The sequence below is a fragment of the Mycolicibacterium hodleri genome, from assembly GCF_025822245.1.
Taxonomy (GTDB): domain Bacteria; phylum Actinomycetota; class Actinomycetes; order Mycobacteriales; family Mycobacteriaceae; genus Mycobacterium; species Mycobacterium hodleri.
This window is the reverse complement of the sequence record NZ_JACKTL010000053.1, coordinates 97,531-120,886: the sequence shown is the minus strand read 5'-3', so window position 1 is coordinate 120,886 and position 23,356 is coordinate 97,531. Positions and strand designations below refer to the sequence as shown.

The window sequence follows — 23,356 nt, the reverse complement described above, 5'->3', positions numbered from 1 at the left end:
TCACGAGACCGTGGTGGCGACTCTGGCGAACAAGCCGCTCGGCGTGGGGTCGTCGGCGAAGTCGTCGTAGGAGAGCTCCACCCCGAAGTCACGGGCGACCGCGCTGAGCACCCTCGTTGCCAGCAGTGAGTCACCGCCGAGTTCGAAGAAGTCCGAGGTCGAGTCGACCTCGGTGGTGTCGAGGACCCTGCGGAAGATCTCGACGACGTCATCGGGGCTCATGTGTTCGCTCCTTCGTTGTTGTGGTCCGCGGCGGCGTTCACCGTTGCCGTGCGGTCGACTTTTCCGCTCGCCGTAAGGACGAGGCGGGCAATGAATTCGAAGCGCGTGGGAACGACCTGGCTCGGCAGCCGTTCGCGTAGGTGGCGCTTGAGTTCGGCGGCGGTGGCACTCCCGCCGAGCACGACGAAGGCTGCCAGCGTCGTGCGCCCGAGACGCCGTTCGCCGACGACCACGGCCCCGGCGACGGCGGGATGAGACAGCAGCTGAGTTTCGACCTCGGCTGGATGTATCCGGACGCCAAGGACTTTCACCTCGTCGTCGGCGCGACCGCGGCCGTACAGCAGACCGTCGTCGGCACGGCCGACCAGGTCGCCGGTCCTAAACCAGCGCGTGGTTCCGTGGCCGTGGTCGGCGACCGGAAAGCGGTCCGCGGTGAGCTCCGGCGATCCGAGGTACCCGCTGGCCAGCGCCGGGCCCGACACCAGCAGTTCACCATCGGCGGTGACGTGATCGCGGACGTGGGGCAGCGGGCGCCCGAGAGGTGCGCCGTCGAGCGCCGCATCGGCGCCGGGGCCACTCAGCAGGACCGAGTGCGTCACCATGGTCGTCTCCGTGCACCCGTAGGTGTTGAGCAACTGCACGCCGGCGACGTCGAGCTCCCTCCACTGCCGCAGCCGGGTGGGGTCGATCCGCTCGCCGCCGATCACCACCAGCCGCAAGCAGTCGGGCAGCCCCATCCGTTCCTCGTGGAGGAAGAGCACCAGCTCGTGCCAGAACGCCGTCGGCAGGTCCACCACGGTCACCCTGCGGTCGGCCAGCATCCTGACGAAGTTCGGCAATGCTCCCGCTTGCGCCCGGTCGTCGAAGACGACCGCGGCGCCGCAGGTGAGGGCCGGCAGCATTTCCTCCAGCGAGGTGTCCCAGGCCAGGGCCGCGAATTGGAGCACTCGGTCCTCGGGCACGAGCTCGAAGAGCCGGCGAAGGGCGCGCACCGTGACGGTCAGCGCCCGCCGCGACACCACCACCGGCTTCGGCGCGCCGGTGGAGCCGGAGGTGCACAGCACGTACGCCGGGTCCGTCGGGCGACTCGACGGATCGCGTCGTGGCCCGGTCGGGAGTGGGACCGGTGCCGGTTCCGTCGGGTGCACGCGATCCACGCCGAGTACGTCGGCGACGGCCTGCCGACGGGCGACGGGCAGCGCGGCGTCGACCGGGCAGTAGACCGCGCCGGCCGCCAGCACTCCGAGCAGGAACCGAACCGCACCGGGCGAATGGCCGACCAGGCCGCCGATCAGCGTGGGGGAACCGTCCCCGCGGGGACGATGGCTCTCCGCCAACCCTCGGACCGCGTTCTCGAGGTCGCGATAGCTGATCGCCGACCCGTCACACTCGACGGCGGTGCGGTCCGCGAATGCGGTTGCCGCGGTGGTGAAGTCACCGATGACGTCCCCGTGGTCGACGCCGGGGTCGACTACGGGCGACGTCCGAACGTCCTCGACGGTCACGAGCCGAACCGCCCGTCGGTTCGCGGTCGCCACGCGACGCCGAGGGCCCGGTGTTCGGCACGGAAGCGAAGGCGCGGCTTCTGGACCACCGTCCACGACAGCGTGTCGGTGCAGTTGGCGAAGCTGACCTTGAGCCGGTTCTCCCCAGCCATGAAGTCGTAGACCCGGGCCCCCTGTTGCCACGCCCGCTCGACGGCGAGGGCGTGCGCGACGACGCCGGGACGCTCACCTGCCGCCGGCTGGACGAATCCGCTCTGGTACGCGTACACGTGCTGGGCGAGAACGAAGTTGTAGAGGACTCCGATCGTGCGGTCACCGCTGCGCACCCGCAGCAGCTGGATGGACCCGTCGGCGAAGGCGCGTTCGATCAGACGCTCGTGGAACCGCTCGAAGAATTCGTGGGTGAAGGCGTGTGCCACCCCACGCCGCTGCCACCAGGACACGTGGAATCCCTTCATGATTCGGAAGAAGTCGAGTGCCTCGGCCTCGCTCGTCGCCGCCTCGACCCACACCGGGTCGAGCCGGCGCCGGGCCCGCCGCAGCTGCGAACGGGCGTTGCGACTGAGGATCGCCGCGACGTCACCGCGACTGTGCGACAGCGTCGAGAGGTCCACCGCGAACGACGGTTCGCGCGCCTCCATCCGAAGCAACCCTCGATCCTCGACCTGGTGCGCAGCCGGGGCGGCCGCGACCCCGGGGAGGCCGAGTTCGTCGACGTCCTTCGCCGCGGCGAAGGCCTCCAGCAGACCGTCCCAGCCGATCCGGGGGTCGGCGAGCAATGCGTTGTGCTCCAGATGAATGCAGTCGAACGCCGGATCGCCGGTGGCGTTGACCACCCAGCGGTGCGCGCGGATGACGCCGCGCCGGCGCACGACCGCGTCGCCGAGAACCGCGAGTGCGACCGTCCGTCCCGCCGACACGCCCCTCAGCAGGAGCGGCCGGTCCCTGGGCGGGATCATCTCCAGCAGGGTGCCAATCCAGTTCCACGACACGAAGAACGACGGTGAGACGTGCCGTTCGAGCCTGCGCCATTCCCGCTCCAGTTCGTCGAGTGCGCCGATGGGCTCGACGGTGAAGTGGACGACGGCGCGCTCCGGCACGCCGACCCCGAGTGCGGGCCGGCGCCCGCCGGCTACCACGGCACGCATGTGAGCTCGCTGTAGAGGTAGTCGACCTGGCCGGGTGACAAGCTGTCGCTGCGGTACATCTTCGGCCAGTTGGTGATCGAAAACGACAGCGGCGGTTTGCGTTCGATGATCGCCAGCTCGGCGAGGGTGGCCACCAGGCGGTGACGGATCAGCAGGTGACTTGCCAGCGGCCGCAGGGCACGGTGGAACAACTCCCGATTGCTGACGTGCAAGACAAGGGCCACCGGCTTGTCCTTGAAGCGCGACTCCCGGTACATGACGTAGCAGGCCTGCCCGCCACGGGTCAGCACGAGGTGACGTGCCGCGAGCGCCGTGGCGTGGTCGCGGTACAGCGTGCGCGCGCGGCCGGCCAGCGCGCCCTCGATCACGTCCGGGTCACTGCTGACCCTGGTACCGGTCGGGCCGGCGAACCACGGGAGATTCGGGATCAGCGCCGCCGACGTGTCGAGGTAGCGAAACCCGGACCAGGCGAGGATCTCCTGGGGGCCGACGTCCGCCGTGAGCACCGTGAAGTGGTAGCCGTCCTGCGCCAGCAGCGCCTTGAGCAACGACAAGCTCCGCGAACGATATTCGGGGAGTACGCACCAGGAGCCCATGTTGCAGAACCGCTCCAGTCGCCCGTTGACGAGGCGCTCGGAGTACAGCGCCAGCAACGCACCGACGACGCGGTGGTCGTCGCGCAGCATGAATCCGTGGTTCGGCGACGTCGCCTCCCACGGCGCCGACGCACACGCGAGGTGCCACGGCACCAGGTCGTTGAGGTTGTCGCGAAGGAAGTCCGCAACCGCCTCGACGTGGTCGGCGGTGATCGGCACGACGTCCGCGCTCGGGTTCCGCGTGCGGCGACCCCGTACGGCCGCACCGCCGAGTTCGCTCTCGGGAACCATCATTGGACGCCCGCTCGAGGTCGATCGGTGAGGTCGTCGTCCACCGGGCAGTCGTCGTCGCCGTGGTGGCGCCACCACGATCGACCCGCCGCCGGCAGGGTGTCGATCGGGTCGTAGAACGGGTAGACGCGACCCGAACCGTCGACCTCCGCTTGATCGAGGCCGGTACGGTAGTTCTTGGTCCAGTAGGAGATCCCCAACGTTCGATCGTATTGGGCCACTTGATGAACCCACCTCTTGCCGACGTAGGGCACGTCGCAGACGATTCTGGGCGTCGCGTAGCCGGGCAGATAGCCCATGATCGCCAACTGCAGCTGCTGGGCGTCCCACAACGAGGTCCGCCAGTGTTCGGCGTTGGGAATCATGTCGCACATGTAGAAGTAGTACGGAAGGATGTTGGCTTCACCCTGGAGCGCCAGACACAGGTCGAGCAGGTCGTCGGCGGTGGCGTTCACGCCGCGCATCAGGACGCCCTGGTTCCTGACGTCGCGCAGTCCGGCGTCCAGGAGGGCCCGCGCCGCCGCGGCGACCAACGGGGTCACGGACTGTACGTGGTTGACGTGCGTGTGTAGTGCCAGGTTGACGCCTCGAGCGGCGGCGATGCCCGACACTCGCTGCACGCCCTCGAGCACCGCGGGTTGCAACCAGTGCTGCGGAAGACCCGCGAGCGCCTTCGTCGCCAGACGGATGTCGCGCACGGTGTCGATCTCGAGGAGCCGCCCGAGGAAGGCCTCGAGCCTGGGCCATGGCACGTTCGCGACGTCGCCGCCCGACACCACGACGTCACGCACGGTGGGGGTGGCGCGAAGGTAGTCCAGCATCCGGTCCTGACGGTCCACCGGGTGCATGGCCAGTCGCGCCTTGCCGACGGTCGGCGTGGAATTGCCGACCAAATCCATTCGCGTGCAGTGTCCGCAGTACTGCGGGCAGGTCGACAACAACTCCGCGAGGACCTTGGTCGGATAGCGGTGGGTGAGACCCTCCTCCACCCACATCTCGCTCTCGTGCAACGAGTCTCGCTCGGCATACGGGTGCGAGCACCACTCCGGGTCCCGATCGCTGAGCACCGGAAGCATGTAGCGCCGGATCGGGTCGGCGTAGAAGGCCTCCGTGAGGTCCTGTCGCCCAGGCGCAGCGTGCGGTGCCATCGTGTTCAGCATCTGCGGCGGCAGCAACATCGACATCGTCGCCTTGGACCGCTGATCGGCGTCGAGGTCGGCGTAGAAGGCGTCGTCGAGCCGATCGCCCATCACCGCGCGCAACTGCGCGATGTTCTTCACCGAATGAGCGCGCTGCCACTGGGCGTCCCGCCATTGCGCTTCCGTCACCGTGGCCCAGCCCGGGTGTCGCCGCCAGTCGGGCTCGGTCAACTCCCGTCGCACGTAGGTGTACGGCTGCTCGGCGGCGGCGGTGAACCCCGTCCGCGGGGCGTCGCCCTCCACCGCGGTCATGCGTCGACCAGCCGGGTCGGCTCCGGATCGAGGGTCGCCCGCAGCCACTGCATGGTGCGGCGGACTCCCTCGGCCAGATCCACGGCGGGCGTCCAACCGAGTTCTCGGGCCGCCTTGGTCGCATCCAGGGCGATGGCGTGCAACTCGCCGGTGCGGGTCTCGGCGAAATGCGGTACCGACGACACGTCGAGCGCCTCGGCCACCAGCCGGTGCACGTCGGCGACGGTGGTCTGCATTCCGGTGCCGACGTTGTAGGTGCCGACCGTCGTCAACGGCGCCCGACCGGCCCTGGCGAATGCGTCGACGACGTCGTCGACGTAGACGTAGTCACGGGTGGAGGTGCCGTCGCCGTACACGGTCACGGCGTGGCCGCTGATCATCTTGGTGCCGAAGACGGTGATGACGCCCGCCTCCCCACGCGGATTCTGGCGCGGCCCAAAGACATTGGACAGGGCCAGGCAGATCGGCGCGATGCCGTACATCGCGGCGTAGGCACCCACGTACATCTCCCCCGCCACCTTCGCCGCCGCGTAGGGCGAGAGGGGGTTCGGGTGGGCGGTCTCGTCGACCGGAAGTCGCGTCGGCGCGCCGTACCGGGAGCCCCCCGAGGCGGCGTACACCAGCCGCCGCACCCCGGCCCGTCGACAGGCCTCGAGCACGTTGACGGTGCCCAGCACGTTGATTCGGGCGTCGAACAGCGGATTCGACACCGACGCCCGCAGGTCGACCTGAGCGGCGAGGTGAAAGACCACGTCCGGGTTGGACCCGGCCACGATCCCGGCGAGCTCGGGAGCACCCACGTCCACGTTCACGAGCGTGAACCGCGGTCGGCCAATCCTGTTGTGTTGACGGGCGTTCTCGAGATTGGCGACCACGCCGCCGCCACTGAAGTCGTCTACGCCGACCACGTCGTGGCCGTCGCTCAACAGACGGTCCACCAGAGTGGAACCGATGAATCCGGCCGCGCCGGTCACTAGGGTACGCATGCTTCGTGCTCCTGTTCGGGACTGTTGGATGTGCGGACTCACGCCCGCTGACGGGACACCACGTCGCGCATTCTCAGTACGCCCCCCGGTGCTCGAAGACCGACCGGACGGTCTTGGCGATGATCACCAAGTCGGCTGCCATCGACCAGTTGTCGACGTAGGACAGGTCCAGCCGGATCGCATCACTCCAGGACAGATCGGATCTGCCACTCACCTGCCACAGACCCGTCACCCCCGGTTTGACGAGAAGCCTTCGTCGAGAATCCTTCTCGGTCTCGTGGCCGTTGACGGCGAACAGCGGGCGGGGGCCCACCACGCTCATCTCGCGCCGAAGCACGTTGATGAACTGGGGCAACTCGTCGATGCTGAACCGCCGCAGCACCCGTCCCACCGGCAGGACCCGGGGATCGTCTCGAATCTTGAACAGGTCGCCGTCACATTCGTTGCTCGCCAACAGTTCGGCCAGCTTCTGGTCGGCGTCTACCACCATCGTGCGGAGCTTCAGCATGCGAAACGGCTTGCCGCCGAACCCGATGCGCTCGGAGGCGTAGAACACCGGCCCCCGGCTGGTCAGCTTGATGGCCGCGGCCGCCGCCAGCAGGATCGGCAGGACCGCCGCCAGGGCGACGGCCGCGAAGCAGAGGTCGAAACCTCGTTTCTGCAGGCGTTCCGCGCCGCGATACTGCGGCTTGTCGATGTGCAGCAGCGGGAGCCCGGCAACCGGCAACATCGACAGTCGGGACGCCGCAACATCGGTCACCCCGGGCGACACGACCAGCTGGACGCCCATCGGCTCGAGCCTCCAGATCAACTGGCGGATCTCTTGCACTCCGAGATGGTCGGTGCCGACCACCGCCAACGTATCGGCGCCGCACTCGACGATCAGCTTCTCCACGTCGTCGATCTGGGCACCGACGACGGGGATCGCGCCGCCGCGGACCGGAAGGAAGTCGCCAACTCTGGTCGGGTCTCCCGGTATGCACGCCCCGACCACCTGGAAGCCGTCGCCGGGGTTCCTGGTCAGCTCGTTCGCCAGATCGACCACGGCCGAGCCGTTTCCGACCGCCAACACCGACGTCTGGTACTTGCCCTCGCGCCGCTTGCGCGCAACGTGGCGCCGGCCCAGCCACCTGCTCAGCAGCAGTCCGAAGATGCCGAGCGGGAGGGCGACGGCGAGATATCCCCGCGCGATGTCCAGCTTGAGCAACAGTTCGGCGATCGCGATCGCCCCAAATGTCCACAGGGACGCCTCCACCGGGCGCCGATACTCCTCGACGCCTCCGATGATCTTGGTCGACCTGGCGCGGAAGCCGGCCAGGGTGGCCAGCCAGACGACCGCGATCAAAATCGACGACGCGGTGGCGTACCGGTGGTCGTCGTGACCTGCCACCAGTGGCGCTTGGCCAAATCGGGCGTACTGCGCGAAGGTCACCGCGCCGCAGACCACGACCGTGTCCGCCACCCGAAGGTAGGTGGCGTGGCGCCGTTGCCAACGCGATCGGCTGAAGTCGGGCGGTGGTGACGTCACGCCCTCGCCGGAGCCGACCGGCCGAACACTCTGAATGGTCATCACGCACCGACTTCCTGCAATGCCTTGGCATGCCACTCGATGGTTCTGGCGATCCCGTCGCGTACCCGCACCCGTGGGCTCCAGCCCAGACGCTCGCGCGCCTTCGTGATGTCGGGCTTGCGGCGGGTCGGGTCGTCTTGCGGCAGCGGGTGAAACTCGATCTTCGACGGCGAACCGACCAGGTCACGGACCAACGTGGCAATCTGGCGAATGGTGAGCTCCACCGGATTACCGAGATTGACGGGTCCCGTTTCACGTGAGTCGAGCATCGCCAGCAGCCCACGCACCAGATCGTCGACGTAGCACAGACTTCGAGTTTGGCTGCCGTCACCGAAGACGGTCAGCGGCGCACACCGAAGAGCCTGATCGATGAAGCTCGACACGACGCGACCGTCGTCCGACCGCATCCGTGGGCCGTAGGTGTTGAAGATCCGCACGATGCCGGTGTCGGCCCCGCAGGCCGTGCGGTAGGCGGTCGTCAGGGCTTCGGCGTAACGCTTGGCCTCGTCGTAGACGCTCCGTGGACCGGCAGGATTGACGTTGCCCCAATACTCTTCGGTCTGGGGGTGGACCAGCGGATCGCCGTAGACCTCGCTGGTCGAGGCCAAAACGAAGCGCGCCGAGTTGGCCACGGCGACGTCGAGCGCGTTGCGGGTTCCCTCCGAGCCCGTGCGGAGAGTGAAGATCGGCCGCCGCAGATACGCCACCGGTGACGCCGGACTGGCGAGGTGCATCACGCCGTCGACGTCGGCGACGTCGAGCACGTCGAGCACGCTCGCCTCGACGAACGTGAACCGCGGCGACGAGAGGAGCCGCGTGACGTTGGCGCGCGAACCGCTGGAGAGATCGTCGAGGCAGACGACGGTGTCGCCGCGGTCGACGAGAGCCTCACACAGATGCGATCCGACGAAACCAGCTCCGCCAGTGACGAGTATCTTCATGAGCTCCCCCCGGTGCCCCGCGTGGTGGTGTGATGGGTGTCTGGTGGTCGGTGTGCGTTCTCACGCACACCCGAAGCCTCGGTAGGCCCAGCCGGCGTCTCGCCAGATGCGCGAATCGAGGCAGTTGCGGGCGTCGATGATGCACTTCGACCTGGTGACGCCCGCGAGTTCGGTGGGCTGCATCCGGCGAAACTCGTGCCACTCGGTCAGCACCATCACCGCGTCGGCGCCGATGCAGGCCTCGACTGCCGAGAACGCATAGTTCAAGTCCGGGAACGCCTTCCGGGCGTTGTCCATTGCCTTCGGGTCGTACACCGTGACCTCTGCGCCGTGGGCGCGAATCTGGTCGGCCACGTCGAGGGCTGGCGAATCACGAATGTCGTCGGTATTGGGCTTGAACGCCGACCCGAGGATGGCCACCCGCGCACCACGTAGCGAACCGCACTCCTCCTCGGCGATCGCGACGATCTGTCCGCGACGCCTCAGGTTGATCTCGTCGACCTCGCGCAGGAACGTCAGGGAACTGCCCACTCCGAGCTCGTCGGCCCTGGCGATGAAGGCGCGAATGTCCTTGGACAGGCACCCACCTCCAAAGCCCAGACCGGCGTCGAGGAATCGACGCCCGATGCGCTCGTCCCACCCGATGGCGTCGGCGAGGGTCGTGACGTCGGCCGAGGCGGCCTCGCAGACTTCCGCAATGGCGTTGATGAACGAGATCTTGGTGGCCAGAAAGGCGTTGGCGGCGACCTTGACCAGTTCGGCCGTGGCGAGGTTCGTCGCGATCAGCGGGACGCCCTCCTCGAGCACGCGTCCGTAGAGTTCCCGCAGCGTCGCCTCGGCACGCGACTGCCGGTGGACCTCGACGCCAACTACGATGCGATCCGGATGCAGGGTGTCCTGCACCGCGAACCCCTCTCTGAGGAACTCGGGGTTCCAGGCCAACTCCACCGCGTCACCCGCGGGGGCGAGACTGCGCGCTCGTTCTGCCAGCCGTTGTGCGGTTCCAACCGGCACCGTCGACTTGCCGACGATGAGCGTCGGCCGGTCCAGGTGCGGACACAGTGCCGCCATCGCCGCGTCGAGGTAGGACAGGTCCGCCCCCGAACCAGCCGCATTCTGGGGCGTCCCGACGGCGAGGAAGTGCACGTCCGCGAAGCCGGCCGCCTCGGCGACGGATCCGCTGAATCGGAGCCGACCCGCCGCCAGCCCCGCTTCGACCGCCGTCTGCAGGTCGGGCTCGAAGAACGGCACCACACCCGATTGCAGCTTCGCCACCTTGTCGGCGTCCACGTCTACGGCCAGCACGTCGTGACCGAGTCGAGCCAGGCACGCCGCGTGGGTCGTCCCCAGGTAGCCGGCGCCGATTACCGAAACCTTCATCGCGATTCCTTGATCCTGGGATCTACTCGACCGTCACCGATTTGGCGAGGTTGCGGGGCCGGTCGACGTCGCGCCCCAAGGCAAGCGCGAGGTCGCGGGCCAAGATCTGCAGCGGGAGAACGGTCTCGATCGGACCCCACACCGCAGCGGGGTCGCAGTCGACGGCGACGGTGCCGCCGGGTGTTCCGACGCTCACGACACGCCCACCGCGGGTGCGCACCTCTGCCACGTTCGTCGCCAGACGCGGATCGCCGTTGTCCACCACCACGACCGGTGTGCCGTCGTCGACGAGCGCGAGGGGTCCATGCTTGAGTTCGCCCGCCGGATAGTGCTCCGCCCACCGGTAGCTGAGCTCCTTGAGCTTGAGCGCACCCTCTGCGGCATAGGGCAGCCCGGATCCCCGGGCGATGAAGATGAAGCCGCTCGCGTCGACCAACTCGTCGATGATTTGGGGCACCGCACACTTGGCCACCGTGGCGGCCGCCGCGAGTCGATCCGGGAGGCGCCGAAGGTCGTCGACGACCACGCGCGCCGCCGATGGGGACAGCCGCCCACTGTCCACCAGTGCCGATACGATCACCGCCACGCCGGAGACGACTTGGCAGACGAACGTCTTGGTCGCCGCCACCCCGATCTCGGGCCCGGCCAGGCAGGTGACGACTGCGTCCGCGCCACGGGCCAACGTCGAGTGCGAGTTGTTCGTGAGCGCGAGAAGCGTTGTCGGGAAATTTCTTTGACTGATCGCGCTCAGCACGTCGGCGGTCTCACCGGACTGGCTGATGGCAAGTCGCATGGTGTTCGGCTCGGCGATCTCCGCTTCGGCTTCGCTTGCCACGGTGACCCGCACCGGGAGTCCGCCCACTCGGCGGAGCGCATTGCCGATGACGCGCCCGGCATTCAGGGAGGTGCCGCATCCGATCACCTCCACCCGGTCGAAGGATGCCAATCCCAGGCTTCGCCAGAGACTGCCGTCGGCCATGCCCCCGGCAAACTCGTCGACGACCCGTGCGACCGCAGCGGGCTGTTCGTCGATCTCCTTGGCCATGTAGTCGGCACGACCGTTCAAGTCGGCCTCCTCGGCCTTCCATGCACACGGCACGAGTCGTGAGATCAGTTCGCCGGTACCGTGATTCGTCCAACCGTTGTGGCCGGTGAGTTCGACGACCTCCCCGTCGTCGAGGGCTCGGAACTCGGTGACCCAGTCGGCAACCGCGGCGATGTCGCTGGTGGCGAAGTCGCCGTGTCGGGTGTGCGCGACTAGCAGTGGGGAACGATGGGCAGCAACCACGATCCGACCGGATCGCTCGTCGAGCACCGCGAGGGCCCACGAGCCGCGCAGCACGGTGAGCGCGGACCTCACCGCGTCGACGAGGTCGTCGGACGTCGTCATCCGGTCTTCGATCAGGTGGGCGATCACTTCGCTGTCGACGTCGGTGACGATGCCGTGTCCCGCGTGCCGTAGGTCGGAGCGGAGTTCGCTGGCGTTCTCGATGATCCCGTTGTGCACGATGCTGATTCGTCCAGTGCAGTCGACGTGAGGGTGCGCGTTGGCCTCGGTTGCCGGTCCGTGCGTCGCCCATCGGGTGTGGCCGATGCCCACGCCGTCGAAGGCGGCTCCGGTCCAGCTACGGAAGGCGCTGTCGAGCGCACCAATCCGTCGCACGGCGCGCATCCGGACGACGTCACCGGTGGTGGTCCGAACGGCGATTCCGACGGAGTCGTAGCCGCGATACTCGAGCCGACCGAGGGCGACGAGGAGATAGTCCGTCGCGGGCGAATGCGTGCGGCAGGCGATGATGCCGCACATCATCCTTCCGCCCGTCTCAAGACGGTGGGCGAAATCCGTTGCGCCACAGCTGTCGACCTCGTGGACGATGCCAGCGATGGTGATCTTGAGTCTGGAGCTAACTGGATGAGCACCCCATAACTATCGGGGCCCGCACCGCTTCCGTACATGGGCCATCGGGCCCAAATTCGGGTAGCACCACGGACTAGATCGTGGGTCCTAGACGTGCAGGCGTGATGCGCGGGACAGCGCGGCCGCTTCGGCGCGAGTGCTGACGCCCAGCTTCGTCAAAACGCTGTGAACGTGGTTCTTTACGGTGTGTACCGCGATGGAGAGGTGCGCGGCGATGTCTTGATTCGACCGCCCCAGTTCCAGCATCGCCAGAATCTGGTTCTCCCGGGTCGTGAGGGGAGCTAGGTCCCTCCCCGGCGGTTCTCGCCGGGCCGCCAGCGCGGACACCCGACGGAGCAACATCGCGGCGACTTCGGGCGGACACGAGGTGTTTCCGTCGGCGACGTGCCGCATCAGGCTGAGAAGGTCCTCCAGCGAGTCGCTTCTCATGTGATAGCCGGCGACTCCGGCTTCGGCACAGGCGATTACCTCTGCCTCGTTGTCGTCGGATGCACCGAGAACGATGACGCGGGCTTCCGGGCTGAGATCCATCGCGGCCCGCAGCAGCAAGGCACTGTCACGTGCGGTGATGTTCAGCAGAACGATGCGCGGTTCGGTCTCCTGGAGTGCCGACACCAATGAGGGTAGATCCCAAGCGATGTGGAGGTCCGCCCTCAGATTGGGTTCGAAGGTGGCGGCCAAGTTCTCGCGATAGAGCATGCAGTCGTCGATGATCAGGATGCTCGTGTCCCGCAGCGGATCCGGAATCGTGTCTTCCCAACCCATTTCAGATCTGCCCGCAGGCTATCTCGAGTCGCACCGCCTCACTATTGCGCGGGCGGGCATGGTCGTACATGAACCGTTGGGGCTATTTTCGGGCACGCGAAGAACCGGTTCGTTGAGCTCACCCGGACACGTTGACCGAACGGGACAGCGCCACGGCTTGTCCCCGCGTCCGCACTCCTAGCTTGCTCAAGATGCTGTGCACGTGGTTCTTGACCGTGTGGAGCGCGATGCACAGTTGATCTGCGATCTCCCGATTGGACAGACCTTGTTCGAGCATGCGCAGGATCTGGGCCTCTCGGGCGGTGAGGACTAGTTCGCCCGTGTCGGGCTTGCGCTCGGCTGCCAGCGTCGAGAGGCGGCGCAGCAGAACGGCCGCGACCTTGGGCGAACACATGGACTCACCGGCAGCAATCTTGGCGATCAGCGACACCAGGTCGTCGAAGGATTCGTCGCGAAGGTGGTATCCGGTGACGCCCGCTTCTGCGCACGCGATGATCGTCGACTCGTCACCCTCCCAGACCCCGACCGCGATCACCTTGGCTTCGGGTCTGCTCCGCGAGACAAACTGCAATAGCGCCGCGGCACCAGCGGTGCTCATGCTCAGCAGGACGACGTCGGCAGGGCACTGCTCGAGGCAGGACTGGAGCGACGCGGTGTCCCACGCGACGTGCGGTGCGCAGTCCAGGCTCGGCGCCAACGCCGCGGCCAGGTTCTGCCGGTAGAGCGTGTTGTCGTCGACGATCAGGACCGTGGTGCCGAGCAGCCGGTGACGATCCGGCTCTGGTCGCGACGGCACGTGGCCGTGGCCGACGAGGGTCGTTGCCCTCGAGGCGTGGATCGCGTTGACGAGTTGGCCTGGTCGAAACTTTGCCAAATATGCAACGTCGTGTTCGACTTCCCCCATTGCCTGTCACCCCCATGGGCGCTTTGTCTGCTTGAGCGCCCGTAAAGCGACATACTACGCACGCGTCAGCCAGGTGGGAAGAGACAATTTGACAGCCTGCGACATTTGCTAAAACTGTGCACTTGGTGCGAATGGCCTACTAGCGTGCGTCAGCTAACCGAGGATCAACCCCGAGGTAGGGACACCAGTGCCCGCGGTGACCAGGACATGCTCGACGTCGGGCACCGGGTTGACCGAGGTTCCCCGCAACTGACGAACCCCCTCGGCGATGCCGTTCATGCCGTGGATGTACGCCTCGCCAAGCTGGCCGCCGTGGGTGTTGATGGGCAGCCGACCGCCGATCTCGATGGCCCCGTCGGCGATGAAGTCCTTCGCCTCACCCCACCCGCAGAACCCGAGCTCCTCGAGCTGAATCAGGGTAAACGGCGTGAAGTGGTCGTAGAGAATGGCGGTCTGGATGTCGGTCGGCTTCAGCCCGGACTGTGCCCACATCTGCCTCCCGACCAGGCCCATCTCGGGAAGACCGTCGAGTTCCGGACGGTAGTAACTGACCATCGAATACTGATCCGGACTGGCGCCCTGGGCGGCGGCCTCGATGACCGCCGGCCTGTTCTTGAGGTCCTTGGCCCGTTCGGCGGAGACGATCACCAGTGCCACACCGCCGTCGGTCTCCTGACAGCAGTCGAGCAGGCGAAGTGGCTCGGCGATGAACCGGGAGGATTGGTGCTCCTCGATGGTGATCGGCTTCTCGTAGAAGTAGGCCTTCGGGTTCTTGGCGGCGTGCTTGCGGTCGGCGACCGAGATCGCGCCGAAGTCCCGGCTCGTCGCGCCGGACAGGTGCATGTACCGCTTGGCGATCATCGCGACTTGTGCTGCGGGGGTGGACAATCCGTGTGGATAGGAAAAGGAGTTGTCCACGCCGGTCGAGTCGGCGTTCTCCACCAGGCGCATCTGCACCTGCCCGAACCGCATCCCGGAGCGTTCGTTGAAGGCGCGGTACGCCACCACGCAGTCCGCGACGCCGGTGGCGACGGCCATCGCGGCCTGCTGAACGGTCGCGCACGCCGCACCGCCGCCGTGATGGATCTTGGAGAAGAACTTGAGATCTCCGATGCCCGTGGCTCGGGCGACCGCGACCTCGGTGTTGGAATCCATCGTGAACGTGGTCATGCCGTCGACGTCGGCAGGCGTCAGGCCCGCGTCGTCGAGCGCGTCGAGAACCGCCTCGGCCGCGAGCCGCAGCTCACTGCGGCCGGAGTTCTTGGAGAAGTCGGTGGCGCCGATGCCGGCGATCGCCGCCTTGCCGGACAGGCTCACGCGTCTGCTCCCATCACGAGGGTGGCGTTGGCTATGACGTGATCACCAAGGCTGTTGGCGCCCACGACCTTCACCGTGACCAGGCCGTCCTCCACGGCGGTGACCTCACCGGAGAACGTCACCGTGTCGTAGGCGTACCAGGGCACGCCGAGCCGCAACTTGATCGACCTGACCCGCGCGGTCGGACCCGCCCAGTCCGTGATGAAGCGCTCCACCAGACCGGTGTCGGTGAGGATGTTGACGAAGATGTCCTTGGACCCCTTCGCCTGCGCCTTGTCGCGGTCGTGGTGCACGTCCTGGTAGTCCCGCGTGGCGATGGCCGTCGAGACGATGAACGTCGGGTCGCCGTACAGCACGAGTTCGGGGAGCTTGGCTCCCACTTCGACGACGCTCACGTGACGGGCTCCCAGGCGTAGTTGGTCCAGGCCGGCCCGACGTCGTTGGCCGGGAAGTCAATGTAGGTGGCGCGCACGGGCATTCCGATCTCCACGCGAGCGGGGTCGACGTTGCGCAGCTCACCGAGCATCCGCACGCCCTCCTCCAGTTCGACGAGGGCGATCACGAACGGCGGAGTGCGGCCGGGCACCTTGGGCGCGTGGTGAACGACGAAGCTGAACACCGTGCCGTTGCCGCTGGCGACCTGGTAGTCGGTGGTCTCCTCGCGGTCGAGCCACAGCGCGGGCACCGGTGGGTGCTGCAACGTACCGTCCGCACGCCTCTGGATGCGCAGTTCGTGGGCGTTGACGCCATCCCAGAAGAACCTGGTGTCCTTCGACGACGCGGGCCGCATGGCGTTGTCCGGGTCGAGATCCTCGGGTACCGACGACGGTGCGGGCTCGGCGTCCTGTGTGTCGCGCGGAATGAACTTCATGATGCGCCAGTCCATTTCGGCGACCGGGTTCACCTCGTCGTCACCGCTGAACCAGGTGATCCTCTGGTTGACGAAGAACCCCTCGCCAAGGGCGGTCTGCTTCGGCCCGATGACGTCGGTCAACTCGGCGGTCACGCTGACCTCTTCACCCGGACGCAGGTAGCGGTGGTAGGTCTGCTCGCAATTGGTGGCCACGACGCCGACATAGCCTGCCTCGTCGAACAACTCGAGGATCTTGCCGAGTGGATCGTCGTCGGGACGGACACCGCCCAGACCCATCATCGTCCACACCTGGATCATGGCGGGCGGCGCCACGACACCGGGGTGGCCGGCGGCCTTCGCCGCGTCCTCGTCGTGGTAGATCGGATTGGCGTCACCGAGTGCGTCGGTCCAATGGTCCACCATTGGCTGGTTGACCGGATGACGGCCGACCCGCGGCGTGCTGCGGCCCTCCGACTTCACTCGTTCGGCAGCCGCCCGGATGTCGTCGACGGCGCCCACTAGCGCGGAACCCGGGGAACGTTCAGACCGGACGCCGCGATCATCTCCCGCATTACCTCGTTGACACCGCCACCAAAGGTGATGACCAGGTTGCGCTTGGTCTGACTGTCCAGCCATTCGAGTAGCTCCGAGGTCGCGGACTCGGCGGGGTTGCCGTACTTGCCGACGATCTCCTCGGCGAGTCGGCCAACCCGCTGAATGCGTTCGGTGCCAAAGACCTTCGTGGCGGCGGCGTCGGCGACGTTGATCTCCTCGCCGCCGGCGGCAACCTGCCAGTTGAGCAGTTCGTTGACGCGCCAGATCGCCTTGACCTCGCCGAGCAGGCGCAGAACGTCGTCGTGCTCGATGGGGGTGACGCCGTTGCCACCCGGCTTGGACGCCCAGGCGTGCACCTTGTCGTAGATGGCCGCAATCTTGCCCGCGGGCCCGAGCATCACGCGCTCGTGGTTCAGCTGGGTGGTGATCAGACGCCAGCCGGCGTTCTCCTCGCCGACCAGCATCTCGACGGGCACGCGCACGTCGTTGAAGTACGTCGCGTTGGTGTGATGCGCCCCGTCGGACAGGATGATCGGCGTCCAGGAGTAGCCGGGATCCGACGTGTCGACGATGAGGATCGAAATGCCCTTGTGCTTCACGGCTTCCGGGTCGGTACGGACGGCCAGCCAAAGGTAGTCGGCGTCGTGCCCACCGGTGGTCCAGATCTTCTGGCCGTTGACGACGTATTCGTCGCCGTGGCGCACCGCGCTGGTGCGCAGCGACGCAAGATCGGTGCCTGCCTCCGGCTCCGAATAGCCGATGGCGAAGTGCACGTCACCGGACAGGATGCCGGGCAGGAACTTCTTCTTCTGCAGGTCGGTGCCGTACTTCTGCAGCGTCGGCCCCACGGTCTGCAACGTCACCGCGGGCAGTGGGACGTCGGCCCGCGCCGCCTCGTTGACGAAGATCTGCTGCTCGATGGGGCCAAAACCGTGGCCGCCGAACTCCTTTGGCCAACCGACGCCCAGCTTGCCGTCGGAACCCATCCGCTTGATGATCGCGCGGTAGGCCTTGCCGTGCCGGTCGGTCTCCATCTCTGCGGCTTCTTCCGCCGAGATGAGAGTGCTGAAGTACTGCCGCATTTCGGCCTGCAGCTGACGCTGCTCGGGGGTCAGTTCGATGTACATCAGGCTCCCACCAGATCGAGACGATGCGATGGACCGCCCAGCAGCCGGGTCAGGTCCTTGATCGTGGAGTAGTAGCGGTTCATGGGGTAGGTGATGTCCATTCCCATGCCGCCATGCAGGTGATGGCAGGTCTGCATCACCGGCGGCGCTTGTGAGGCAAGCCAATACCCGAGGACGTTCAGGTCGACGTCGGCGTCCCGGCCCTCGGAGAGCCGCCAGACGGCCGAGGTCGCGGCCAACGAGAGGGTGCGCGACGCGATGTAGACCTCGGCCAGCTGAGCGGCCACGGTCTGGAACGTCGACAGCGGCCTGCCGAACTGCTCGCGCTTGGCGACGTAGTCGGCCGTGAGCCGGAGCGCGCCGGCCACCAGACCCGCCGCGAACGCCCCGCTCGACGCCAGCACCAGCTGGTTGACCCGGTGCACGGCGTCGACTCCGGCCAGCACGTCGGACTCCGGCACGGCGACCTCGGCGAAGGTGACGGCGTATTCGTCGGACCCGTTCGCAGTCGGCGTCTTGGTCAGCGTCACACCGTCGGCCGTGGCGGCCACCACGACGACGCCGCCGTCTGTCGTCACCACGATCCAATCTGCTTGTCCCGCATAGGGAACGCCGATCTTGGTGCCGGAGAGCTTGCCACCGTGCAGATTGGTCGACGGCCGCTCCGGCAGCGACGACCCCGGCTCGTTGAGCGCGGCGGTCAACACGCCGCCGGCGGCCACGCCGGCAAGGTAGCGGTCCTGCTGCTCGTCGGACGCCAACGCCACCAGCGGGATGAGGCCGTAGCCCAGCGTGGCCAGCGCGGGGCTCACCGTGCCGTGGCGACCGATCTCGGTGAGCGCGGTCGTGATCTCGGCGAGTCCCAGCCCGTCCCCGCCGAGCCGTTCCGGCACTCCGAATGCGATGACCCCACCGGCGACCAGCGCGTCCCAGGTGTTGTCCCGGTCGAGCGCAGACGTCACCACGTCGGCGACGGCCCGTTGTCCTTCGTCGGGACTGAAGTCCACCCGAATCCTCCTTGATTCCTAGCGGATGTCGCCGGTCGGAGCTAGGCGCTCGCGCCCGTGTAGTCGACCTGCCAGTGCTTGATTCCGTTGAGCCACCCCGACCGTAGCCGCTCGGGCTCGCCGACGGGCTTGAGATCCGGCATGTGGTCGGCGACGGCGTTGAAGATCAGGTTGATCGTCATCCGGGCAAGATTGGCGCCGATGCAGAAGTGCGCACCCGTACCGCCGAAACCGACGTGCGGATTCGGGTCGCGAAGGATGTCGAACGTGTGCGGATCGTCGAAGACGTCCTCGTCGAAGTTCGCCGAGCGGTAGGACATGACCAACCGCTGCCCCTTCTTGACCTGCACGCCGGCGAGCTCGGTGTCCTCCAGCGCCGTGCGCTGGAACGCCGAAACCGGTGTCGCCCAACGGATGATCTCGTCAGCTGCGGTCGACGGGCGCTCCTTCTTGTAGAGCTCCCACTGCTCCGGGTTGTCCGCCAGGGCGATCATGCCGTGAGTGATCGAGTTGCGCGTCGTCTCGTTGCCGGCCACCGCCAGCATGATGACGAAGAAGCCGAACTCGTCGTCGGAGAGCTTCTCGCCGTCGACGTCGGCCTGGATGAGCGTGGTGACGATGTCGTCGGTCGGGTTCTTGCCCCGCTCGTCGGCCATGGCCATCGCGTACATGATCAGTTCCATCGAGGACTGCGCCGGGTCCACGTCGGCGAACTCGGGGTCCTCGCCGCCGGTCATCTCGTTCGACCAGCGGAAGAGCTTGTCGCGATCGTCCTGCGGGACACCGAGGAGACCGGCGATTGCCTGCAGTGGCAGCTCGCAGCTGACCTGCTCGACGAAGTCGCCGCTGCCCTCGGCCGCGGCGGTCTTGGCGATGTTCTGGGCGCGCTGGGCGAGCTCTTCCTCGAGCCGGCCGATGGCACGCGGGGTGAAGCCGCGGGAGATGATCTTGCGCAGGCGAGTGTGGTGCGGCGCGTCCATGTTGAGCATGACTGCTCGCTGCATCTCGACGGATTCGCGCGTCATCTCCTTGGGCCACGTCGGGATCGCGCCGTTCTGCCAACTGGAGAATACGTCGCTGCGGCGCGACACCTCCTTGACGTCGGCGTGCTTGGTGACGAGCCAGTAACCGTTGTCCTCGAAACCGCCGGCGCCACCCGGAATGTCCACCCAGTGGATCGGCTCGGACTTGCGCAGCTCGGCGAGTTCGTCCACCGGGAGTCCGACGAGGTTGACGTCCGGATCGAGGAAGTCGAAGTCTGCTGGGATATTGAGGGGTGCCATGTGTGTGCGCTCCTAATTGCAACGTGTTCTAGTGCCAGTAAAACATGCCTTCACTGCAGATCAAAGGCGCGGCCGCATCACGGCTTGTCAGACTTATGAAACGTGTTCTAGCCTGACGGAATGGGCAACCCCGTCATCGTTGAAGCCACCCGCAGCCCCATCGGCAAGCGAAATGGTTGGCTGTCCGGACTACACGCCACCGAGTTGCTCGGCCTCACTCAGAAGGCTCTCGTCGAGAAGGCCGGCATCGATCCCGGGCTCGTCGAACAGGTCATCGGGGGCTGCGTCACGCAGTTCGGCGAGCAGTCCAACAACATCACCCGCGTGAGCTGGCTGACCGCGGGACTGCCCGAGCACGTCGGCGCCACCACGGTCGACTGCCAGTGCGGCAGCGCGCAGCAGGCCAATCACTTGGTCGCGGGTTTGATCTCCGTGGGCGCCATCGACGTCGGCATCGCCTGCGGCGTCGAGGCGATGAGCCGGGTCGGACTTGGCGCCAACGCCGGGCCGGACCGTTCGATCATCCGCGCGAAGTCGTGGGACATCGACATGCCCGACCAGTTCACCGCCGCCGAGCGGATCGCCAAGCGGCGCGGCATCACTCGCGAGGACGTCGACGCATTCGGCTTCGCGTCTCAGCAGAAGGCCAAGCGGGCCTGGGCCGAGGGACGCTTCGACCGCGAGATCTCCCCGATCGTCGCTCCGGTGCTCGACGAGAACAAGCGACCCACCGACGAGCGGGCACCCGTCACGCGCGACCAGGGCCTGCGCGACACCACGCTCGAAGGCCTGGCTCAGCTGAAGCCGGTGATGGAGGGCGGCATTCACACCGCAGGCACGTCGTCGCAGATCTCCGACGGCGCGGCCGCCGTGCTGTGGATGGACGAGGACAAGGCGAAGGCCCTGGGACTCACGCCCCGCGCCCGCATCGTCAGCCAGGCCAACGTCGGGTCCGAGGCGTACTACCACCTCGACGGACCCGTGCAGTCCACCGCCAGGGTGCTGGAGAAGGCCGGCATGAAGATGGGCGACATCGACGTCGTCGAGATCAACGAAGCCTTCGCCTCCGTCGTGCTGTCCTGGGCCCGTGTCCACGAGCCCGACATGGACAAGGTGAACGTGAACGGCGGCGCCATCGCCCTCGGCCATCCCGTCGGCAGCACCGGCGCCCGGCTCATCACCACGGCCCTGCACGAACTGGAGCGCACCGACAAGAGCACCGCGTTGATCACGATGTGTGCCGGTGGTGCGCTGTCGACCGGCACCATCATCGAGCGGATCTAGTGGGTCCGGATCCCGACCGCGTGACGGCCGCCCAGGCCTACATCAGCGCGCTCGCCAATCATCGAGCCGACGACGTCCCGTTCGCGCCGGACTGCACTCGGGTCGAGGTGGGTCTCAAGACGGGTTTCTCGGGAGAACACCTGCGGCGCAGCCTCAACCGTGGTCCGCAGTACCGGATCATCGAGGCCACCACTGTGCCGGAGTTCACCGTCGTCGGCGACGGGCTGCGGGCGACGTTCGACGTCATCACCAAACCGTCGCTGGCCGGCCGACGAGTGTGCGCCCACGTCGACGAGACCTTCCTCTTCACCACCGACGGCAAGATCCGACACATCAGGGCCAACATCCGACCCTTCGTCAAGCGATAGCGTGCCACCCATGACAGACCCGTCCCGGCCCTTGACCCCCAAGCAGATCGAAGGCCTCAACTCGGCCAAGGTCGGCACCGCCATCAAGTGGATGTCCAAGGCGCAGACCTTCGTCTTCAAGAAGACCAAGGGCAAGATTGGCAACAAGTTCCTCAAGGGGACCGAGGTCGGCATCCTCACGACGATCGGCCGCAAGTCGGGCGAACCCCGCGACAGTCCCCTGCTCTTCCTCCAAGAAGGTGAGCGCATCGTGCTGGTCGCGTCTCAGGGCGGCCGGGCCACCAACCCGATGTGGTACCTCAACCTGAAGGCCAACCCCAAGGTCACCTTCCAGACCAAGGGCGGAGTCCACGCGCTGACCGCGCGGGACGCCAGTGAGCAGGAACGCGCGGAGTACTGGCCAAAGCTCGACGCGATGTATCCGGACTTCGTCAACTACCGGTCCTACACCGACCGCGAGATCCCGATCGTCATCTGCGACCCGTAGGTACGTTTGCGGTGGGTCGGTCCCGGCTAAGTACTGCCCATGGTCGACGTCGCCGAGAAGATCCGTAACTCAGGGGCGTTGGCGCTCGCGCTGAAGTACTTCTCGCGCGCCCACATCGCGGTGTACCAACGCACCAACGGCAAGGTGGGTGCGAAGCTGCTGTGGTTCCCCGCGGCCCTCCTCACCACCACCGGTCGCAAGACCGGCGTGCCGCGAACCACCGCCACCCTCTGCTTGCGCGACGGCGAGAAGGTGGTTCTCCCAGCGTCGTTCGGCGGCCGCGACGGCAACCCGGCGTGGTACCTCAACCTCAAGGCCAATCCGGATGTGCGGGTGCAAGTCCGCGACGAGCACCTGTCGATGACGGCCCGCGACGCCACCGACGACGAACGCCGCCGCTACTGGCCGGTGCTCATCAGGATGTACCCGCCGTACAAGGGGTACCGCGACGCCACCGACCGGGTGATTCCGCTGGTGGTGTGCGAACCCGCTCAGGCGCCGTAGACCGGGACCGGTGGCCGCGCCGTGGCCAGCAGGTCGGTGACGACGGGGGCCAACTCGGCGGGATCCCAGCGCGCACCCTTGTCGACCTGCGGCCCGTGTGCCCAACCCTCGGCCGCCCGGATGACGCCGCCCTCGACTTCGAACACCTGACCCGTGACGTCGCGGGATTCGACGCTACCCAGCCACACCACGAGCGGTGAGACGTTCTCCGGGGCCATCGCGTCGAACGCGGCGTCCTGAGTGGACATCATCTCGGCGAACACCGTCTCGGTCATCCGCGTGCGCGCCGAGGGGGCGATGGCGTTGACGGTGACGCCATAGCGGCCCATCTCGGCCGCCGCCACCAGGGTCAGAGCCGCGATGCCGGCCTTGGCCGCGCTGTAATTGGCTTGTCCCACACTGCCTTGCAGTCCGGCGCCGGAACTCGTGTTGACGATTCGGGCATCCACGGCCTCGCCCGCCTTCGACTTCGCCCGCCAGTACGCCGCGGCGTGCTTCATGGTCGCGAAGTGACCTTTGAGGTGCACCGCGGTGACGGCGTCGAACTCCTCCTCGCTGGTGTTGGCGAACATCCGATCCCGGACGATGCCGGCGTTGTTCACCAGCACGTCGAGTCCGCCGAAGGCGTCCACCGCGGTCTGGACGAGTCCCTCGGCCTGAGACCAGTCGGCGACGTTGGCCCCGCTGGTGACGGCTTCGCCACCCGCAGCGGTGATTTCGTCGACCACGCTTTGGGCGGCGCTGCCGCCACCCGCGGGGGAACCGTCGAGTCCGACGCCGATGTCGTTGACGACGACGCGCGCGCCCTCGGCGGCGAAGGCCAGCGCGTGCGCCCGTCCGATTCCGCCGCCGGATCCCGTCACGATGACCACCCGGCCGTCAAGCAAGCCCATG

At 67.2% G+C, this 23,356-nt stretch carries 23 protein-coding genes; 4 read left to right on the top strand and 19 right to left on the bottom strand.

Annotation, left to right across the window (positions count from 1 at the left end; translation table 11 throughout):
* The 18 genes from H7J06_RS23025 to H7J06_RS22940 form a co-directional block, all read right to left on the bottom strand.
* Positions 1-222, bottom strand: coding sequence for an acyl carrier protein (locus H7J06_RS23025; RefSeq protein ID WP_264041583.1), 222 nt, complete (start codon positions 220-222; stop codon positions 1-3).
* Complete coding sequence (locus H7J06_RS23020) at positions 219-1,727, bottom strand: amino acid adenylation domain-containing protein (RefSeq protein WP_264041581.1); 1,509 nt, start codon at positions 1,725-1,727, stop codon at positions 219-221. Before H7J06_RS23020 ends, H7J06_RS23025 begins: the two co-directional genes overlap by 4 nt.
* Complete coding sequence (locus H7J06_RS23015; RefSeq protein ID WP_264041579.1) at positions 1,724-2,875, bottom strand: GNAT family N-acetyltransferase; 1,152 nt, start codon at positions 2,873-2,875, stop codon at positions 1,724-1,726. Before H7J06_RS23015 ends, H7J06_RS23020 begins: the two co-directional genes overlap by 4 nt.
* Positions 2,860-3,765, bottom strand: coding sequence for a hypothetical protein (locus H7J06_RS23010; RefSeq protein WP_264041577.1), 906 nt, complete (start codon positions 3,763-3,765; stop codon positions 2,860-2,862). Before H7J06_RS23010 ends, H7J06_RS23015 begins: the two co-directional genes overlap by 16 nt.
* Positions 3,762-5,213 carry a KamA family radical SAM protein gene (locus H7J06_RS23005; RefSeq protein WP_264041575.1) on the bottom strand — a complete coding sequence of 484 codons (1,452 nt, stop codon included), beginning with the start codon at positions 5,211-5,213 and terminating at the stop codon, positions 3,762-3,764. The genes H7J06_RS23010 and H7J06_RS23005 overlap by 4 nt, the downstream gene beginning before the upstream one ends.
* The gene (locus H7J06_RS23000) at positions 5,210-6,199 is read right to left on the bottom strand and encodes a GDP-mannose 4,6-dehydratase (protein WP_264041574.1); all 990 of its coding nucleotides are present in this window, start codon (positions 6,197-6,199) and stop codon (positions 5,210-5,212) included. The genes H7J06_RS23005 and H7J06_RS23000 overlap by 4 nt, the downstream gene beginning before the upstream one ends.
* A 73-nt stretch (positions 6,200-6,272) precedes the next feature.
* Positions 6,273-7,769, bottom strand: coding sequence for a sugar transferase (locus tag H7J06_RS22995; RefSeq protein ID WP_264041572.1), 1,497 nt, complete (start codon positions 7,767-7,769; stop codon positions 6,273-6,275).
* Positions 7,769-8,710 carry a UDP-glucuronic acid decarboxylase family protein gene (locus H7J06_RS22990; protein ID WP_264041570.1) on the bottom strand — a complete coding sequence of 314 codons (942 nt, stop codon included), beginning with the start codon at positions 8,708-8,710 and terminating at the stop codon, positions 7,769-7,771. The genes H7J06_RS22995 and H7J06_RS22990 overlap by 1 nt, the downstream gene beginning before the upstream one ends.
* Positions 8,711-8,770: 60 nt before the next feature.
* Positions 8,771-10,090 (bottom strand): UDP-glucose dehydrogenase family protein, encoded by a 1,320-nt coding sequence (locus tag H7J06_RS22985; RefSeq protein WP_264041568.1) that lies wholly within the window; start codon positions 10,088-10,090, stop codon positions 8,771-8,773.
* A 22-nt stretch (positions 10,091-10,112) separates the two neighbouring features.
* Positions 10,113-11,897, bottom strand: coding sequence for a glutamine--fructose-6-phosphate transaminase (isomerizing) (gene glmS / locus H7J06_RS22980; RefSeq protein ID WP_264041566.1), 1,785 nt, complete (start codon positions 11,895-11,897; stop codon positions 10,113-10,115).
* Between the two features lie 198 nt (positions 11,898-12,095).
* Positions 12,096-12,773 (bottom strand): LuxR C-terminal-related transcriptional regulator, encoded by a 678-nt coding sequence (locus H7J06_RS22975; protein ID WP_264041564.1) that lies wholly within the window; start codon positions 12,771-12,773, stop codon positions 12,096-12,098.
* A 118-nt stretch (positions 12,774-12,891) separates the two neighbouring features.
* Positions 12,892-13,677 (bottom strand): LuxR C-terminal-related transcriptional regulator, encoded by a 786-nt coding sequence (locus H7J06_RS22970; RefSeq protein WP_264041562.1) that lies wholly within the window; start codon positions 13,675-13,677, stop codon positions 12,892-12,894.
* 153 nt (positions 13,678-13,830) lie between these two features.
* Positions 13,831-14,988 carry a 17-hydroxy-3-oxo-4-pregnene-20-carboxyl-CoA lyase gene (ltp2, locus tag H7J06_RS22965; protein WP_264041749.1) on the bottom strand — a complete coding sequence of 386 codons (1,158 nt, stop codon included), beginning with the start codon at positions 14,986-14,988 and terminating at the stop codon, positions 13,831-13,833.
* Between the two features lie 2 nt (positions 14,989-14,990).
* On the bottom strand, positions 14,991-15,389 hold the full coding sequence (locus H7J06_RS22960) for a MaoC family dehydratase (RefSeq protein ID WP_264041559.1): 399 nt from the start codon (positions 15,387-15,389) through the stop codon (positions 14,991-14,993).
* Positions 15,386-16,366 carry a bifunctional MaoC family dehydratase N-terminal/OB-fold nucleic acid binding domain-containing protein gene (locus tag H7J06_RS22955; RefSeq protein WP_264041557.1) on the bottom strand — a complete coding sequence of 327 codons (981 nt, stop codon included), beginning with the start codon at positions 16,364-16,366 and terminating at the stop codon, positions 15,386-15,388. Before H7J06_RS22955 ends, H7J06_RS22960 begins: the two co-directional genes overlap by 4 nt.
* The gene (fadE29, locus tag H7J06_RS22950; RefSeq protein WP_264041555.1) at positions 16,366-17,529 is read right to left on the bottom strand and encodes an acyl-CoA dehydrogenase FadE29; all 1,164 of its coding nucleotides are present in this window, start codon (positions 17,527-17,529) and stop codon (positions 16,366-16,368) included. The genes H7J06_RS22955 and fadE29 overlap by 1 nt, the downstream gene beginning before the upstream one ends.
* Positions 17,529-18,536 (bottom strand): acyl-CoA dehydrogenase family protein, encoded by a 1,008-nt coding sequence (locus H7J06_RS22945; RefSeq protein ID WP_264041554.1) that lies wholly within the window; start codon positions 18,534-18,536, stop codon positions 17,529-17,531. Before H7J06_RS22945 ends, fadE29 begins: the two co-directional genes overlap by 1 nt.
* A gap of 41 nt (positions 18,537-18,577) precedes the next feature.
* The gene (locus H7J06_RS22940) at positions 18,578-19,819 is read right to left on the bottom strand and encodes a cytochrome P450 (protein WP_264041552.1); all 1,242 of its coding nucleotides are present in this window, start codon (positions 19,817-19,819) and stop codon (positions 18,578-18,580) included.
* A 120-nt stretch (positions 19,820-19,939) separates the two neighbouring features.
* Here H7J06_RS22940 and H7J06_RS22935 point away from each other — a divergent pair, with 120 nt between their 5' ends.
* From H7J06_RS22935 to H7J06_RS22920, 4 genes are read left to right on the top strand one after another with little or no spacing between them, the layout of a single operon-like run.
* Positions 19,940-21,103 carry a steroid 3-ketoacyl-CoA thiolase gene (locus tag H7J06_RS22935; protein ID WP_264041550.1) on the top strand — a complete coding sequence of 388 codons (1,164 nt, stop codon included), beginning with the start codon at positions 19,940-19,942 and terminating at the stop codon, positions 21,101-21,103.
* Positions 21,103-21,471, top strand: coding sequence for a DUF8021 domain-containing protein (locus tag H7J06_RS22930; protein ID WP_264041548.1), 369 nt, complete (start codon positions 21,103-21,105; stop codon positions 21,469-21,471). Before H7J06_RS22935 ends, H7J06_RS22930 begins: the two co-directional genes overlap by 1 nt.
* Positions 21,472-21,481: 10 nt before the next feature.
* Positions 21,482-21,958 carry a nitroreductase family deazaflavin-dependent oxidoreductase gene (locus H7J06_RS22925; protein WP_275079768.1) on the top strand — a complete coding sequence of 159 codons (477 nt, stop codon included), beginning with the start codon at positions 21,482-21,484 and terminating at the stop codon, positions 21,956-21,958.
* Positions 21,959-21,997: 39 nt separating this feature from the next.
* Positions 21,998-22,462: a nitroreductase family deazaflavin-dependent oxidoreductase gene (locus tag H7J06_RS22920; RefSeq protein WP_264041545.1), complete on the top strand. Its 465-nt coding sequence runs from the start codon at positions 21,998-22,000 to the stop codon at positions 22,460-22,462.
* On the opposite strand, the gene H7J06_RS22915 is transcribed toward H7J06_RS22920, so the two are convergent.
* Positions 22,450-23,355, bottom strand: a complete 906-nt coding sequence (locus H7J06_RS22915) for an SDR family oxidoreductase (protein WP_264041543.1) — start codon at positions 23,353-23,355, stop codon at positions 22,450-22,452. The genes H7J06_RS22920 and H7J06_RS22915 overlap by 13 nt on opposite strands.
* Position 23,356 lies beyond the last annotated feature (1 nt).

Excerpts from the sequence above, each read along its gene's own strand:
- H7J06_RS22970 (WP_264041562.1), bottom strand. The coding sequence starts at position 13,677 with ATGGGGGAAGTCGAACACGACGTTGCATATTTGGCAAAGTTTCGACCA.
- H7J06_RS23025 (WP_264041583.1), bottom strand. The coding sequence starts at position 222 with ATGAGCCCCGATGACGTCGTCGAGATCTTCCGCAGGGTCCTCGACACC.
- H7J06_RS23015 (WP_264041579.1), bottom strand. The coding sequence starts at position 2,875 with ATGCGTGCCGTGGTAGCCGGCGGGCGCCGGCCCGCACTCGGGGTCGGC.
- fadE29 (WP_264041555.1), bottom strand. The coding sequence starts at position 17,529 with ATGTACATCGAACTGACCCCCGAGCAGCGTCAGCTGCAGGCCGAAATG.
- H7J06_RS22990 (WP_264041570.1), bottom strand. The coding sequence starts at position 8,710 with ATGAAGATACTCGTCACTGGCGGAGCTGGTTTCGTCGGATCGCATCTG.
- H7J06_RS22940 (WP_264041552.1), bottom strand. The coding sequence starts at position 19,819 with ATGGCACCCCTCAATATCCCAGCAGACTTCGACTTCCTCGATCCGGAC.
- H7J06_RS22985 (WP_264041568.1), bottom strand. The coding sequence starts at position 10,090 with ATGAAGGTTTCGGTAATCGGCGCCGGCTACCTGGGGACGACCCACGCG.
- H7J06_RS22915 (WP_264041543.1), bottom strand. The coding sequence starts at position 23,355 with ATGGGCTTGCTTGACGGCCGGGTGGTCATCGTGACGGGATCCGGCGGC.
- H7J06_RS22995 (WP_264041572.1), bottom strand. The coding sequence starts at position 7,769 with ATGACCATTCAGAGTGTTCGGCCGGTCGGCTCCGGCGAGGGCGTGACG.
- H7J06_RS22920 (WP_264041545.1), top strand. The coding sequence starts at position 21,998 with ATGGTCGACGTCGCCGAGAAGATCCGTAACTCAGGGGCGTTGGCGCTC.
- H7J06_RS22935 (WP_264041550.1), top strand. The coding sequence starts at position 19,940 with ATGGGCAACCCCGTCATCGTTGAAGCCACCCGCAGCCCCATCGGCAAG.
- H7J06_RS23000 (WP_264041574.1), bottom strand. The coding sequence starts at position 6,199 with ATGCGTACCCTAGTGACCGGCGCGGCCGGATTCATCGGTTCCACTCTG.
- H7J06_RS23010 (WP_264041577.1), bottom strand. The coding sequence starts at position 3,765 with ATGATGGTTCCCGAGAGCGAACTCGGCGGTGCGGCCGTACGGGGTCGC.
- H7J06_RS22975 (WP_264041564.1), bottom strand. The coding sequence starts at position 12,773 with ATGGGTTGGGAAGACACGATTCCGGATCCGCTGCGGGACACGAGCATC.
- H7J06_RS22925 (WP_275079768.1), top strand. The coding sequence starts at position 21,482 with ATGACAGACCCGTCCCGGCCCTTGACCCCCAAGCAGATCGAAGGCCTC.
- H7J06_RS23005 (WP_264041575.1), bottom strand. The coding sequence starts at position 5,213 with ATGACCGCGGTGGAGGGCGACGCCCCGCGGACGGGGTTCACCGCCGCC.
- glmS (WP_264041566.1), bottom strand. The coding sequence starts at position 11,897 with ATGTGCGGCATCATCGCCTGCCGCACGCATTCGCCCGCGACGGACTAT.